A 14,171-nucleotide genomic window follows, 5' to 3' on the forward strand; every position below is an offset into this window, starting at 1 on the left:
ACATGAACATCTCTGAAATCTTCATCCGCCGCCCCGTCTTGTCGATGGTGCTGGGCGCTTTCATGCTGTTGATCGGCGCGCAGGCCTATTTCAACCTGCCGGTCCGCGAATATCCGGAAGTCGAGGAAACTGTGGTCACGATCACCACCGCCTATCCCGGTGCCTCGCCTGAACTGATCCAAGGCTTTATCACCTCGCCCATCGCGGCTGCTGTCGCGACGACCGAGAATGTCGATTACGTCACCACGCAATCGCGCCCTTCGGCGTCAGTCATCTCGGTGCATATGAAGCTGGGCTCGAACTCGGACGCTGCGATGACCGAGGTTCTCTCCAAGGTGCAGCAGGTCAAAGGCCAGCTTCCCTCGGATGCCAAGGATCCGGTGATCGTAAAAGGTACGGGGCGCACATTCGCGCTGATGTATCTGGCGGCCGTAAACCCCAACATGACGCCCGAACAACTGACCGAATATCTCAATCGGGTCATCAAGCCACGCATGTCCACGATCCCCGGCGTTGCCCAAACGCAGATCATCGGCGCGTCCGATTATGCAATGCGGATCTGGCTCGATCCCGACAAGCTGGCGGCACGCCAGGTGACCGCCTCCGAGGTGCTTGGGGCCATTCGTGCGTCCAACTTTCTGTCGGCACCGGGCAAGACGAAAAACGAGTATGTCGCCCAGTCGATCACCCTGCAATCGACGCTGCAAACCCCCGAAGCGTTCGGAAAATTGCCGATCCGCTCTAACGGCGACGAAGTCGTACGCCTGCGCGATGTTGCCCGGATCGAACTATCAAAAGCCGCAGAAAACGAGATCGTCACGTTTGATAGCAAACAAGGCACGTTCCTTGGCATCTCACCGACGCCCGCAGCCAACCCGCTTGATACAGCGGCAGCGGTGCGCAAGGAACTGCCCGCGATCAACGCCACCCTCCCCGAAGGCATGAAGATCGAACTGGTCTATGATTCCACCGAGACGATCTCGGCCTCGATCAAAGAGGTGTTCAAGACCATCGGCGAGGCAGTGGCCATCGTTGTCGTGGTGATTTTGCTGTTCCTCGGCTCGTTCCGCTCGGTCGCGATGCCTATCGTGACGATCCCGCTCTCGCTGATTGGCGTGCTTGGGGTGCTGATGGCGCTGGGATATTCGATCAATCTGCTGACGCTGCTGGCAATGGTGCTGGCGATTGGCCTGGTGGTGGATGACGCAATTGTCGTGGTGGAAAACATTCACCGCCATATCGAGGACGGGATGAAACCGATCCCCGCCGCCGTGCAGGGGATGAAGGAAATCACCGGTCCCGTGATCGCGATGACGATCACACTGGCAGCCGTGATGACGCCTCTGGGCTTTACCGGCGGATTGACGGGGCAGTTGTTCCGCGAGTTCGCCTTTGCGCTCGCGGGTGCCGTGATTTTGTCGGGTGTCATCGCCTTGACGATCACGCCGATGATGGCGGGACGCTTGCTGGTGCATGGCGATGCCAAAGGCTTCCAAGCCTTTGTGGATCGCAATTTTGAACGGCTTTCAGGCTGGTATGGGCGGCGCGTGGCGGGTTCGCTTGATGTGCGTCCCATAACATTGCTGATTGTGGTCGCGCTGATGGGTGTGACGGGCTTTATGCTTATGAACACTTCGACGGAACTGGCACCAGAAGAAGACAATGGCGCGCTGTTTGCGATCCTGACCGGGCCACAATATGCGACCACCGATTACACGCAGAAATACATCAACCAAGTGGCTAAGGATACCGCCGGCATCCCCGAAGTGCGCACCGATTTTTCGATTGCGGGCTTTGGCGGGGCAACCAATTCGGGCATCTATATCTGGGCGCTCAAGGATTGGTCCGAACGCACCCGCAGCCAGAAAGAAATCCAAACGGAAATTCAGGCCGATCTGGGCAAATCCACCGGTCTTCAAGGCTTTGCCTTCGCCCCCCCCTCGCTGCCGGGAACGGGCGGCGGCCTGCCGATTTCGGTCGTGCTGCAATCAATCCATTCGTCCAAACGCGTCGCCGAGGTGGCTGAAGAAATCAAGACCAAAGCGCAGGCCTCGGGCAAGTTCATCATCGTGCAAAACTCGCTCAATTATGACAGCCCACAGGTCAATGTGACGATCGACCGCGACCGCGCTGCGGCGCTGAATGTGCCGGTGTCTGACATCGGGACAACATTGGGTCTGCTGGTGGGCGAGGCCTCGGTGGCGCAATTTGACCGCGATTCCAACAGCTACGACATCATCCCGCAAGTGCCGCAAAAATTCCGCGCCAACCCCGAGGAGCTGGGCCGCTACTACGTGCGTGCAGCCAATGGCGCGATGGTGCCGCTTTCAGCGCTGGTCAAGATCGAGACCGGGGTGAACGCAGCTTCGATTGAACAGTTCAATCAGCTCAACTCGGCAACGATCACCGCCCTGCCTCTGCCCGGACAATCTACGGGGCAAGGGCTGCAAACGATCACCGATATCGCCGATCAGGTCATGCCCGAAGGCTTCTTCCTGAACTATTCAGGCCAGTCGCGGATCGAGAAAAGCCAAGGCAATACGATCCTGATCGCCTTCGCAGCCGCCGTGCTGGTGATCTATCTCGTGCTGGCCGCGCAGTTTGAAAGCTTCCGCGACCCCTTCATAATCATGATGACTGTGCCGCTAACGATCTTTGGCGCTGTGCTGCCGCTCAACCTTGGTCTTGGCACGCTCAATATCTACTCCGAGGTGGGTCTGATCACGCTTGTGGGCCTGATTACGAAACACGGCATCCTCATTGTCGAATTCGCCAATCAGCAACGCGCGCAATCGGGGCTGACACGGCGACAGGCAATCGTTAGGGCCGCCCAGATTCGTCTGCGCCCCGTCCTGATGACCACGGCGGCTATGGCGCTGGCAGTCGTGCCCTTGATCCTGGCGGAAGGGGCTGGCGCGGCTGCGCGCTCGGCCATGGGCATCGTGATCTTTTCGGGTCTGCTGATCGGCACGCTGTTCACGCTGTTCGTCGTGCCGATGTTTTACACCTTCATCTCGCCCTCGGACAAAGCTTGGGACGCAGCAGAAAAACGGCGCGTCGAGGCGGGCTAAACCGTTGCTCTACCTCCCGGACCGCGCGCGTGTGGCGCGGCCGGGACGCTCCGCGGGGAGTATTTTGAGCTAGATGAAAGGCCGGTTTTGTTAACCCGGCTTTCATCCTCATTTGCTACCCTGCCAGAGCAGGACAGGCTGGAGAGCCGATGACTGCGCTAGGTGAAACGCGCCCGGCCTCCCTTAGCTAGGCTTGGCGGGGCGCGTGACCGCCATTTCATCTAGCCAGAAATACTCCCGCCGGAGGCATTCGCCCTATCGGCACACGCTGGGCATCGCCAGCATCGCCTAGCGTTTTGCATCTTCCAAGATCATCGCTGCCGCCTTTTCCGCGATCATCATTGTGGGCGCGTTAGTATTGCCCGATGTGATCGTCGGCATGATCGACGCATCCGCGATGCGAAGCCCCTCAAGCGCCTTAAGACGCAGCCGTTCATCCACAACCGCGCCGTCATCTGCGCCCATCCGGCAGGTGCCGACGGGGTGAAAGATCGTGGTGCCAATCTCGCCAGCCGCACGCACCAGATCGGCCTCGCTTTGATAGCTCGGGCCGGGTTTGTATTCCTCGGGATGAAACTTGGCGAAGGCGGGCTGTTCGGTCACACGCCGCACTTGCCGGATCGCTTCGGCTGCGACACGCCGATCGCCCTCGGTTGACAGGTAGTTCGGGGCTATCGTGGGATGCGCGCGCCAATCCGGGCTGTTAATATGGATCGAGCCGCGGCTTTCGGGGCGCAGATTGCACACGCTGGCCGTCATCGCGGGAAACGGATGCACCGCGTCGCCGAACTTATCGAGGCTCACGGGTTGCACGTGATATTCCAGATCGGGCGTTTCCTTTTCGGGAAAGCTGCGTGTGAACACCCCCGCCTGCGAGGGCGACATCGACATCGGACCAGACCGGAACAGTGCATATTCCATCCCGATCTTGGCTTTGCCCCATAGGCTCGAGGCCATGGTATTCAGACTTTTGACGCCCTGAACCTTATATATCATCCGCAGCTGCAGGTGATCTTGCAGGTTTTCACCGACGCCTTCCACTTCGGCAACAGGCGTGATGCCGTTTTCACTTAGCACATCGCCGCGCCCAATGCCTGACATCTCAAGGATTTGCACCGAGCCAACCGAGCCCGCCGAAAGCACGACCTCGCCCGCGCGTAGCTCGTGGCTTTCACCGTTCTGATTGTAGCGGAGGCCAATAACCCGACCCTCGTCGATCACCAGACGTTCGACCTGCGCACCCGTTTCGACGCGCAGATTGGGGCGTTTCATCGCCGAGCGCAAAAAGGCTTTGACCGCGCTCCAGCGCCAGCCATTTTTCTGGGTGACGTGGAAATAGCCGCCACCCTCATTAGAGCCAGTGTTGAAATCATCGGTGCGCGGGAAGCCTGCCTGTTCGGCAGCCTCAAGAAACGCATCCAGCATGTCCCAGCGTACCCGCGCCTTTTCGACACGCAACTCACCGCCTGCACCGTGCAAGTCACTGTCGCCTTTGTAGAAATCTTCCTGCTTCTTATAGAGTGGCAAGACGTCATCCCAGCCCCAGCCAGTGCAGCCGAACTGACGCCACATATCGAAATCTTGCGCCTGACCCCGCATGTAGATCATGCCGTTGATCGACGAGCAGCCCCCCAAAATGCGCCCACGCGGATACAGCAATTCGCGCCCGCCAAGGCCCGGATCAGGCGCGGTCTTATAGCCCCAATCGGTACGTGGATTGCCGATGCAATAGAGATACCCAACTGGAATATGCACCCAATGGTAATTGTCGCGCCCGCCCGCTTCGAGCAAAAGCACCCGGTTTTTCGGGTCCGCCGATAGCCGATTGGCCAAAACGCAGCCCGCGCTGCCCGCGCCCACGATGACGTAGTCGAACTGATCCATGCGCCCCTCCCTGACATGCCTCCGCTGGCGAGTGTCGCAAGCACAGCGCGCAGGAACAAGGGCCGCATCGGGCCAAACGCGCAAAACGACTTTGCGAAAACGCCCGATCGGGGCTTGCGCCGCAGTAGGCGCATCCGGTCTAAGACGGGGCAGTATCGGAGACCCCCAGTGTTTGCCTATCGCTTGTTAACCAATCTGATCGCACTGCCCGTTCTGCTGTGGCTGGCCCTGCGTGTGTTGCGCCGCGCCGAGAGTGGTGCGCAGGCGCGTCAGCGTCTGGGGGGTGGGGCGCGTGTTCCCGGTGCGCTTTGGGTGCATGCGGCCTCCAATGGCGAGCTGACCTCGGCGCGCCCGTTGATCGAGGCGCTTTTGGCCGATGATCCCGCGCTGCGCGTGCTGATCACGACAAATACGGTGACGGCACAGGATCTGGCGCATAGCTGGAACGATGCGCGGATCGTGGCGCGGATGGCACCGCTGGATCATCGCGCGGTGGTGGCGCGGTTTTTGAACACCCATCGTCCACGCGCGTTGATCGTAGTGGAAAACGAGCTTTGGCCCAACCGCATGGCGCTGTCAGCGGCGCGCGGGTTGCCGGTGATCGTGATCGGTGCGCGCATGTCAGCCCGCTCGGGCGCGCGGTGGGCCAAGACGGGTTTGGGGCGGCGGGTGGTGGCGCAGATCAGCGCGCTATCGGCGCAGGACAAAGACTCAGAGGTGCGGTTTCTCGCCCTCGGTTTGACGCCGGAACGGCTGCTGCCCCGCATCAACCTCAAGACCGCAATTGCGACGCGCGACGCCCTGCCGCTGGACTGGCCTCGGGCCTCCACGGTGCTGGCAGCTTCGACCCATGAGGGCGAGGAGGCGCAGGTTTTGGCCGCCTTTGCCCAAGCGCGCGCGCACCGCCCCGACTTGCGCCTGATCCTTGCGCCGCGCCACCCGCGCCGCGCCCCCGAGATCGCAGCGCTGATCGCCAAGGCGGGGCTGGCCCATGCCACCCGCTCGATGGGAGATCCACCCGGCGCCGAGGTCTATCTCGCCGACACGATGGGCGAGATGGACAATTGGTATGCCAGCGCCGGGATGTGTTTCGTGGGGGGCTCGCTGGTGGAAAAAGGCGGGCACACCCCGTTCGAACCCGCCGCCCATCACTGCGCCATTTTACACGGGCCGCATGTCGAAAACTTCCGCGAGGCCTATGCCGCGCTTGATGCGCAAGGCGGTGCGGTGGCGTGTCAGACCAAGGCCGATTTAGCGCAAGCGATGGCCAGCCTGAGTGCCGCCGATCAAACCAGATTAACACAGGCCGCAACCGCCGCATTAGGGCCAGCGGCAGATATTTCTGCCTTGGCCAATGCCTTGCGCGCGCGGTTCTGAACATGCCAAACCCCTTGCATTAGGGCGCATTTCGCTTATTTGCTGAAGCATCCGCACGGAGTTTGCCAAGATGATCCGCTACACATTGCAATGCGATCAGGGCCATCGGTTTGATAGCTGGTTCCCCTCGGCCGACGGGTTCGAGGCGCTTGCGACTGCGGGGCAACTCGATTGCGCGATCTGCGGATCCACGGCGATCTCCAAAAGCCTGATGGCCCCGTCGGTGACGCCTGCGCGCAATAAGACAGCGCAATCCGAGCCGCCTGAACGCCCGCTTTCAACCCCGCAAAACGAGACCGAGCAGGCCCTCGCGACGATGCGCCGCCAGATTGAGAAAAACTCGGATTATGTCGGGGTAAATTTCGCCACCGAAGCGCGCGCAATGCATAGCGGCGACAGCCCGACCCGTGCAATTCACGGCGAGGCAAAGCTGGAAGAGGCGCGCAAAATGTTGGAGGAAGGGATACCCGTTCTTCCCCTGCCCTTCCTGAGCGGTCGCAAAACCAACTGAACCGTTTCGGGCGGCCCCAGCGCGAAGCGGTTCAACGTTGAAGGACACAGAATGTTGAATCCCGCCGATCAAGCCTTTGCCGCGCAGTTGACGAAGGCCATCCCCGACTTGCGCATCGAGGCCCCCGAGCCGCGCTATCTGCAAGAGCCGCGCGGGCGTCATCACGGCAATGGCGGGCTGCTGGTGCGCCCGCAAAGCCCCGCGCAGGTGGCGGGCGTTTTGCGCGCCTGCAACGCGGCGCGTGTCGGCGTGCTGCCTTATGGCGGGGGCACCGGGCTGGTCGGTGGGCAGATCATTGAAACCGGCCCCGCACCCGTCATTCTGAGTCTTGAGAAGATGACCGCCGTGCGTGCCGTCACCGGCCATGTTCTGGAAATTGAGGCCGGGGCGAGCCTGCAAGACGCCCATGACGCCGCCGAAAATGCCGGGCGGCTGTTTCCCCTGACGATCGCAAGCCAAGGCAGCGCGCAGATCGGCGGCGTGTTGGGCACCAATGCGGGCGGTGTGAACGTGCTGCGCTATGGCAATGCGCGCGAGCTGTGTCTGGGCGTTGAGGCCGTGCTGGCCGATGGCACGGTGATTTCCGGTCTGCGCCATCTGCGCAAGGACAATACAGGCTATGATCTCAAAGACTTGCTGATCGGCTCGGAGGGGACGCTTGGCATCATCACGGCGGCCACGTTGCGGCTATTTCCGCGCCCCGCCGCGCTTGGCACGGCGATGATGGTCGTCCCCAACCCCGCCGCCGCGCTGGCCCTGCTGGAGCTGGCCGAGACGCGGATGCCGGGCTGTGTCAGCGCGTTTGAGCTGATTTCCGGGCAAGGGCTGGCGTTTCTTGATGCGGTCGGCCCGCAGGTGCATCAGCCCTTCGCCCAGCGCCCCGAGTGGTCGGTGCTGATTGAAATCGGCCTGCCCGCGGGTCTTGATCCGCAAGATGCGCTGGCGGGGCTGTTCGAGGCCGCGGAAGATCTGGTCAGCGACGGGGTGATCGCCAGTTCCGACACCCAGCGTGCGCAGATGTGGACCCTGCGCGAAAATCTACCCGAGGCGAATAAGCGTATCGGCTCGATCTCCAGCCATGATATTTCACTGCCCTTGCCCAAGCTGGCGCAATTTATCGACACCGCGCGGCGCGAACTGGTCGCGCTGGGGGATATGCGGATCAACTGCTTTGGCCATGTCGGCGACGGCAACCTGCATTTCAACGCCTTTCCCGCCGAAGGGCGCAACCGTGGGGAATACGAAAACCTGCGCGGGCGCGTGGCGCAGGTTGTTTACGATCTCGTGGATGGATTTGGCGGCTCGATTTCGGCGGAACACGGGATCGGGCGGTTGAAAGTAGCCGATCTGGAACGCTACGCAGATCCTGGCAAGCTGGCCGCGATGCGCGCAATCAAAACCGCGCTTGACCCGAACGGCATATTGAACCCCGGCGCGGTGCTGGCGCAAAACTGAATGCACCCCGTCAGATCACTCTGACGAGGTGCAGCGCTTTGGTTCACGTGTTTGCAAGCAGCCGAACCATCAGGCCTGCATAGCTTTCCATGGTTCCTATTGAGATTTGGTTAAGCGCCCTCGAATTCGCACAGGACATGCACGTTCATGCCCAGATCTTCCAGCAGCTTGCGCCCGCCAAGTTCCGGCAGATCGACGATAAACGAGCAGCCCACGATCTCACCGCCCACACGTTCGATCAGCTTGATCCCGGCCCCGCAGGTGCCCCCCGTTGCGAGCAGATCATCGACGATCAACACCTTTTCGCCCGGCGCAATCGCGTCTTCATGCATCTCCATCACCGCCTCGCCATATTCCAGACTATAGGCCTGCGAGATCGTCTGGCCGGGCAGCTTGCCCTTTTTGCGGATCGGCACGAACCCCTTGGAAAGCTGATGCGCAATCGCCCCGCCAAGGATGAACCCGCGCGCCTCTAGCCCGACAATCTTGTCAATCTGCTGGCCCGCCCAAGGGTGCAGCATCTGGTCAATCGCCATGCGAAACCCGCGCGGATCGGCGAACAGCGTCGTGACATCGCGAAACAGGATTCCCTCATGCGGGAAATCGGCGATCGTGCGGATATAGTCTTTGACGGTTTTGGTCTGGGGGCTCATCGTTTCAGGCTCCGAATTGGGGTTTGGCCACCATTAGCCAGAAAACGCCGACAAGGCCAAGACAAGCAGGCCAGCCCAGCACAAACCAGAGGCGATAATGCCGCAGGGCGCGCGCAATGCCCGCTCCTTCAACGCTCCTCCACAAGGGCAAGATGGACCAGGATCAGCGCAAGCACGGGCAGATTTTTCAACATCCCGCCAATCGGATCAAGCCACAGCCCCGGCGACAGGATCGACAGGCCAAGCGTATAGCCCGCGACGATCAGCAACTGCGCCAAGGCGACCGTCTTGGGCCGCCAGTTGATCAGCAACGCCGCGCCAAGCGCCAGATCCAGCAGCCCGAAGCCGCGCGCCATTGGCAGGGCAATCGCGGCGGGCAGGCTTGGCACGGTGGCGATCACACCCATCATCGGCGTGAGCAGCCCCGCCACGCCCGAGCCAAGCCACATCACCGCCAGCGCCAGCCGGATCAGCGGCTTGAGCAGATAAAGCCGCGCTTGCCACAGATCCTGCGTGCCAGCGGGGCGCGCGCTGATGAAAGCTGTCGCACCGCGCGGGCGCGTCTCGATCCGTGACAGCAACGCGGTCGGGTCCGCGATCACCCCCGCCTCAAGCTGCGCCACCGCGGTGGATGAAATCGGCCCCAGCCGCAACCAATCGCCCAGCCGCCCCAGCGCGCGCGCCACCGGAGCGGGCAAGCGTAGTTCGGGCACGTCTAGCAAACCCAGCCAACGGCGATACAGTACGCCGATCTGCGATTGCCTCAGGGTCTCGGGGCCGCCGATCTCGTAGGGGCCAAAGCCGGGCGGATTGCACAGACAGTCATGGATCACCGCCGCCAGATCGCTGGCATGGATCGGGTTCATCGGCTGGCTGCCAGACCCGACGACCGGGCGCAGAAACGGCAGCGCCGCAAAGGCGCGCAGCGCAGATGAGCCGCCATACGAGGTCTCGCCCAGCACCAGACCGGGGCGCAGGACGCAGACATTCGGATGATCCGCTAGCATCGCCTCGCTTTCGCGCCGCCAATGCGCGAAACGCGTGCGGGCTGTGTCGATCCCGACAGCAGACACATGCACCATCTGCCCGCCGTCCAGCGCTACAAGAACCGCCTTGGGCGCGTCTAGATGCACGGCGCGAAATGCACCCTGCGATCCCGTCAAAAGCCCCGCGCAATTGATCACATGCGCGCCGCCTGCCAGATGCGGATGCCAGAAGGCAGGCTCATGGGTTTGTGGATCGTTCAGATCGGCGCGCAGCGTGGCAAACCCCATCTGTTCAAGCCGCAAAACCCGGCGCGCAGAAGCCAGAACCTCGACCCCTTGCGCGCGCAAGTAAAACGCCACGTGACGCCCGATAAAGCCATCCGCGCCCAGCAGCAAAACCTTCACAAGACGCGACCTGCCACGGTTTTCAGCTTTGTCATCATCTCGGGATCGCGCTTGGCCGGGGCGGTCATAACAGCGCTATCAAGCGCATGGCTGCACCCCTCGGGGCAATCGCTGACAGGCCCCGCCAAAAGCGCGGGCAGCGCGGCGACAAGGTCACGCGCCTTCGCGGCGTTCTTCTGCGCCACCGCCACGACCTGAGCCACATCCACCGCGTCGTGATCGGGATGCCAACAATCGTAATCGGTGATCATCGCGATGCAGGCATAGCAAATCTCGGCCTCGCGGGCGAGTTTCGCCTCGGGCATACCGGTCATTCCGATCACATCCGCGCCCCAACTGCGATACAGTTCGCTTTCCGCCTTGGTCGAGAATTGCGGCCCCTCCATTGCGATGTAAGTGCCGCCTTGATGCACGCGCACGCCGGTCGTTTGCGCCGCGCTGGTGCAATGTCCCGCCAGCCGCGCGCAGATCGGATGCGCCACTGAGACATGCCCCACTAGACCGGGGCCAAAGAACGATTTCTCGCGCGCGAAAGTGCGGTCGATATATTGATCCACGATCAGGAAATCGCCCGGCGCGTAGGCCTCTTTCAAGGAACCAACCGCCGACACAGCGACCAGATCGGAGACGCCCAGCTGCTTCATCGCATCGATATTGGCGCGGTAGGGCACGGTGGTAGGCGTGTGGACATGGCCCCGCCCGTGACGCGGCAGGAAGGCCATTTTCACTCCGCTCAACGACCCCGTCAAAACCTGATCAGAGGGCGCGCCCCAAGGCGTCTCAAGGCTGACCCAAGTGGCATCTTCCAGCCCGTCGATCTCATAGAGGCCCGAGCCGCCGATCACCCCGATCATCCTGTCCATTGCGCAAATCCTTTGGTTGTCATTTTATATCGCGCCGAGCCTAAGCGCAGCAGGCGGGCGAGAAAAGAGGGATTGCGGCACCGTGATGGGCAGGCTATCGGCGCTTAGGGGCGCAGCGGTTGCGCGAGGGAGCTGGCAGTGGAAAACATACGCGGATCAATCCTGATGGCTGTTGCGATGGCGGCGTTCGCGATGGAGGATATGTTCGTCAAATCTGCGGCCTCCCATGTCGCGGTAGGGATAGTTTTGATGATGTTCGGCCTTGGTGGCATGGCGGTGTTTGCCACGTTGATTGCATCACGCGGACAATCGCTGGGCCATCGCGCGCTTTTGTCCCCGCCGATGCTGACCAAGCTGGGCCTGGACGTCGTGGGGCGGCTTGGCTACACGCTGGGCATCGCGCTGACGCCGCTCTCCAACGCCTCGACCATCCTTCAGGCGACACCCTTGGTGGTAGTTGCCGGGGCCGCGATTGTGTTTTCAGAGCGCGTCGGAACACGGCGCTGGATTGCCGTTGGCATCGGGTTTCTCGGCGTGCTGATCGTGTTGCGGCCGGGGCTTGAGGGGTTTGTGCCAGCCGCCATGTGGACGGTGCTGGGCATGTTTGGCTTTGCGGGGCGCGATCTGGCCACCCGTGCCTGCCCGCCCGTTTTGTCGAATTTCCAGCTTAGCTTTTACGGCTTTGCAATACTGCTGCCTACGGGCGCGCTGATTTTGGCGATCACCGGCGGCGCTGGCCTGCCCGATTGGGTCGCGCTGCGCGATGTCGCGGGTGCGGTGTGTTTTGGCACCTTCGCCTATTGGGCGCTGACCAAGGCGATGCGGATGGGTGAGGTCTCGGTCATCACGCCATTCCGCTACACACGCCTGATATTCGCGCTAATCCTTGGCGCGCTGGTCTTTGGCGAGCGCCCCGATGGCGCGATGATCGTGGGGTCAGTTCTGATCGTGGCCAGCGGGCTTTATACGCTGCTCGAACAACGGCGTGTGCGCCGGTTGGCTTAATCGGGGCGTTTCATCTCGAACAGATCGCTGACGGCGGCATAATCGTGATAGCCCAGCCGCGACAGCCGGTCGGCGGGCAGATAGCGACCGTCATGCAGGCAGGCGTCTTGAATGTGGATGCCCGTCACCTCGCCATGCACAAGGAAATTGGCCTCTCCCAGCAATTCAACCACTTGCACGACCCGACATTCCAGCGCCGCAGGTGCCTGTGCCACACGCGGGCAGATAATCGTTTCACACTCGGCCTTTTCAATCCCGCATTGCACAAACTCATCCGTGCCAGCGGGGAAATTCGCACATGACGCGTTCATCTGATCTCTTAGCGCCGACGTCACAAGGTTCACGCAAAACACCCCCGATTCGCGCAGCTGCACAAAGCTGTCCTTGCTGTCCTCGCGATCCGGTTTCACCCCGGTCGAGGCAAAGATCACCTGCGGCGGCGTATAGGCAACCGCGTTGAAAAACGAATAGGGCGCAAGGTTATCGCCCAACGCGCCGCGCGTGGAAATCCAGCCAATCGGGCGAGGCGCGACGATGGCGTTAAACGGGTTATGGGGCAGGCCATGGCCATCTTGGGGTTTGTAAAACATCGTCACTCCTATTTGATCCCGAACTTAGCGCGTGATACCGCGTCTGACAGGGTAAAAGGGCGCGCGGAATGTATCAGCTCGAAGAAGAGACTGAGGACGACTGGTGGGAGGTAGAGGCGCTCTATGACCTCTGCTTTGCGCCCGGGCGCACGGCGCTGTCGTCTTACCGGCTGCGCGATGGCGTGGAACCGGTGCGCGCGCTTTGCCTGACGCTGCGCCAAGACGGTATTCTCGCCGCTGTGATCCGCTATTGGCCCGTGCAGATCGCTGGCGCGCGGGTGCTGCTGCTTGGCCCGATTGCCGTGCATCCGACGCGTCAGGGCGAGGGTTTGGGCGGCTTTTTGATGCATGAAAGCCTGACCGAGGCCCATCGGCTGGGATGGGAGCGCGTGCTGCTGGTGGGTGATGCACCCTATTACGCGCGTTTTGGCTTTGAGCGCCTTGAAGGTGTCGAGATGCCCCCGCCGACAAACCCCGACCGCGTCTTGGGTCTTGAGCTGGTGATAGGGGCCTGGAACGACGTGCACGGCCTGGTCGAGAAAGCCAGCTAATTGCCGAACCGCCTCATCCGCCCCATATATGAGGTTAAGAGATGGAGGCAGTGATGGCAGAGATTCTTCCCCCGGTGACCGATCCGGTCCTACTCAAGCAAATCGACCTGTTGGCCAAACGCCACCGCGCGGCGGGCGGTGTGGTGATGCATCTGATTGGCTATATCGGCGGCTCTGCCGAAAGCCTGCTGGGCAAGCTGCCCGCTCCCGTGCGCTCGGGGCTTGAGGGGGCAACGGAACGTGCTTTGTCAGGCGCGATGGTCGCTGCAGAGCATTCGCGCGGAATCGTGGCCGATCGCCCCGACTGGATGAACCGCACGCTGACGGCGGCGATGGGGGCTGCGGGCGGTGCGGGGGGCTTAGGCAGTTCGCTGGCGGAGTTGCCCTTTACCGTCACGATGCTGCTGCGCGCCATTCAGGGCATCGCGGCGGAACACGGGTTTGACCCCGCCTCGGAAGAAGTTCGGGTGGAATGCCTGCGCGTTTTCGCCTCGGCGGGTCCGCTGGATGATGATGACGGGATGGATCTTAGCTTTCTCGCCGCGCGCACCACGATCACCGGACCAAGTTTGAAATCGCTGGTGGCCAAAGTTGCGCCGCGCTTATCCGCCGTGCTGGGCCAAAAACTTGCCGCACAGGCCGCTCCGGTTTTGGGGGCGGTGGCGGGCGCTGCGGTGAATTATTCCTTCACCAGCTACTATCAGGAAATCGCGCGTGTGCATTTCGGGCTAAAACGACTGGCGCGTGACAGCGGTGCGGATGAGGGCGTTTTGCGCGAAGAACTGGTGGCGCGGCTAACGAAAAAATAAGCCGCCACACC

The 14,171-nt window shown here is 61.8% G+C and carries 13 protein-coding genes; 7 read left to right on the plus strand and 6 right to left on the minus strand.

Annotated features, from left to right (window positions below):
- Nucleotides 1–2 precede the first annotated feature (2 nt).
- Nucleotides 3–3,071 (plus strand): efflux RND transporter permease subunit, encoded by a 3,069-nt coding sequence (locus tag DT23_RS15580; RefSeq protein ID WP_038132680.1) that lies wholly within the window; start codon nt 3–5, stop codon nt 3,069–3,071.
- A 288-nt stretch (nt 3,072–3,359) separates the two neighbouring features.
- On the opposite strand, the gene DT23_RS15585 is transcribed toward DT23_RS15580, so the two are convergent.
- Nucleotides 3,360–4,955, minus strand: a complete 1,596-nt coding sequence (locus DT23_RS15585; RefSeq protein ID WP_038132681.1) for a GMC family oxidoreductase — start codon at nt 4,953–4,955, stop codon at nt 3,360–3,362.
- Nucleotides 4,956–5,123: 168 nt separating this feature from the next.
- Between DT23_RS15585 and DT23_RS15590 the strand changes: the two genes are divergently transcribed.
- From DT23_RS15590 to DT23_RS15600, 3 genes are all read left to right on the plus strand, one after another.
- The gene (locus DT23_RS15590) at nt 5,124–6,332 is read left to right on the plus strand and encodes a 3-deoxy-D-manno-octulosonic acid transferase (protein ID WP_038132682.1); all 1,209 of its coding nucleotides are present in this window, start codon (nt 5,124–5,126) and stop codon (nt 6,330–6,332) included.
- 70 nt (nt 6,333–6,402) lie between these two features.
- Entirely contained in the window at nt 6,403–6,843 is a 441-nt protein-coding gene (locus DT23_RS15595; RefSeq protein ID WP_038132684.1) for a DUF1178 family protein, read from the plus strand.
- 51 nt (nt 6,844–6,894) lie between these two features.
- Complete coding sequence (locus DT23_RS15600) at nt 6,895–8,298, plus strand: FAD-binding oxidoreductase (RefSeq protein ID WP_038132686.1); 1,404 nt, start codon at nt 6,895–6,897, stop codon at nt 8,296–8,298.
- A gap of 110 nt (nt 8,299–8,408) precedes the next feature.
- On the opposite strand, the gene DT23_RS15605 is transcribed toward DT23_RS15600, so the two are convergent.
- The 4 genes from DT23_RS15605 to DT23_RS15615 are packed head-to-tail and all read right to left on the minus strand — an operon-like array spanning nt 8,409 to nt 11,205.
- A complete protein-coding gene (locus tag DT23_RS15605) occupies nt 8,409–8,951 on the minus strand; it encodes an adenine phosphoribosyltransferase (protein WP_038132687.1) in 543 nt (180 codons plus the stop codon).
- Between the two features lie 4 nt (nt 8,952–8,955).
- Nucleotides 8,956–9,102: a DUF2269 family protein gene (locus DT23_RS20215; RefSeq protein WP_338064227.1), complete on the minus strand. Its 147-nt coding sequence runs from the start codon at nt 9,100–9,102 to the stop codon at nt 8,956–8,958.
- Nucleotides 9,080–10,342: an SDR family oxidoreductase gene (locus tag DT23_RS15610; RefSeq protein WP_038132688.1), complete on the minus strand. Its 1,263-nt coding sequence runs from the start codon at nt 10,340–10,342 to the stop codon at nt 9,080–9,082. Before DT23_RS15610 ends, DT23_RS20215 begins: the two co-directional genes overlap by 23 nt.
- On the minus strand, nt 10,339–11,205 hold the full coding sequence (locus tag DT23_RS15615) for an S-methyl-5'-thioadenosine phosphorylase (RefSeq protein ID WP_038132690.1): 867 nt from the start codon (nt 11,203–11,205) through the stop codon (nt 10,339–10,341). Before DT23_RS15615 ends, DT23_RS15610 begins: the two co-directional genes overlap by 4 nt.
- A gap of 138 nt (nt 11,206–11,343) precedes the next feature.
- Between DT23_RS15615 and DT23_RS15620 the strand changes: the two genes are divergently transcribed.
- Complete coding sequence (locus tag DT23_RS15620) at nt 11,344–12,210, plus strand: DMT family transporter (RefSeq protein ID WP_038132691.1); 867 nt, start codon at nt 11,344–11,346, stop codon at nt 12,208–12,210.
- Here DT23_RS15620 and DT23_RS15625 read toward each other — a convergent pair.
- A complete protein-coding gene (locus tag DT23_RS15625) occupies nt 12,207–12,800 on the minus strand; it encodes a flavin reductase family protein (RefSeq protein ID WP_038132693.1) in 594 nt (197 codons plus the stop codon). The genes DT23_RS15620 and DT23_RS15625 overlap by 4 nt on opposite strands.
- Nucleotides 12,801–12,868: 68 nt before the next feature.
- On the opposite strand from DT23_RS15625, the gene DT23_RS15630 reads away from it, so the two are divergent.
- Nucleotides 12,869–13,351, plus strand: a complete 483-nt coding sequence (locus DT23_RS15630) for a GNAT family N-acetyltransferase (protein WP_038132694.1) — start codon at nt 12,869–12,871, stop codon at nt 13,349–13,351.
- Nucleotides 13,352–13,404: 53 nt separating this feature from the next.
- Entirely contained in the window at nt 13,405–14,160 is a 756-nt protein-coding gene (locus DT23_RS15635; protein WP_051697355.1) for an EcsC family protein, read from the plus strand.
- The last annotated feature ends 11 nt before the right edge of the window (nt 14,161–14,171 follow it).

It is taken from the genome of Thioclava indica (genome assembly GCF_000714545.1).
GTDB lineage: Bacteria > Pseudomonadota > Alphaproteobacteria > Rhodobacterales > Rhodobacteraceae > Thioclava > Thioclava indica.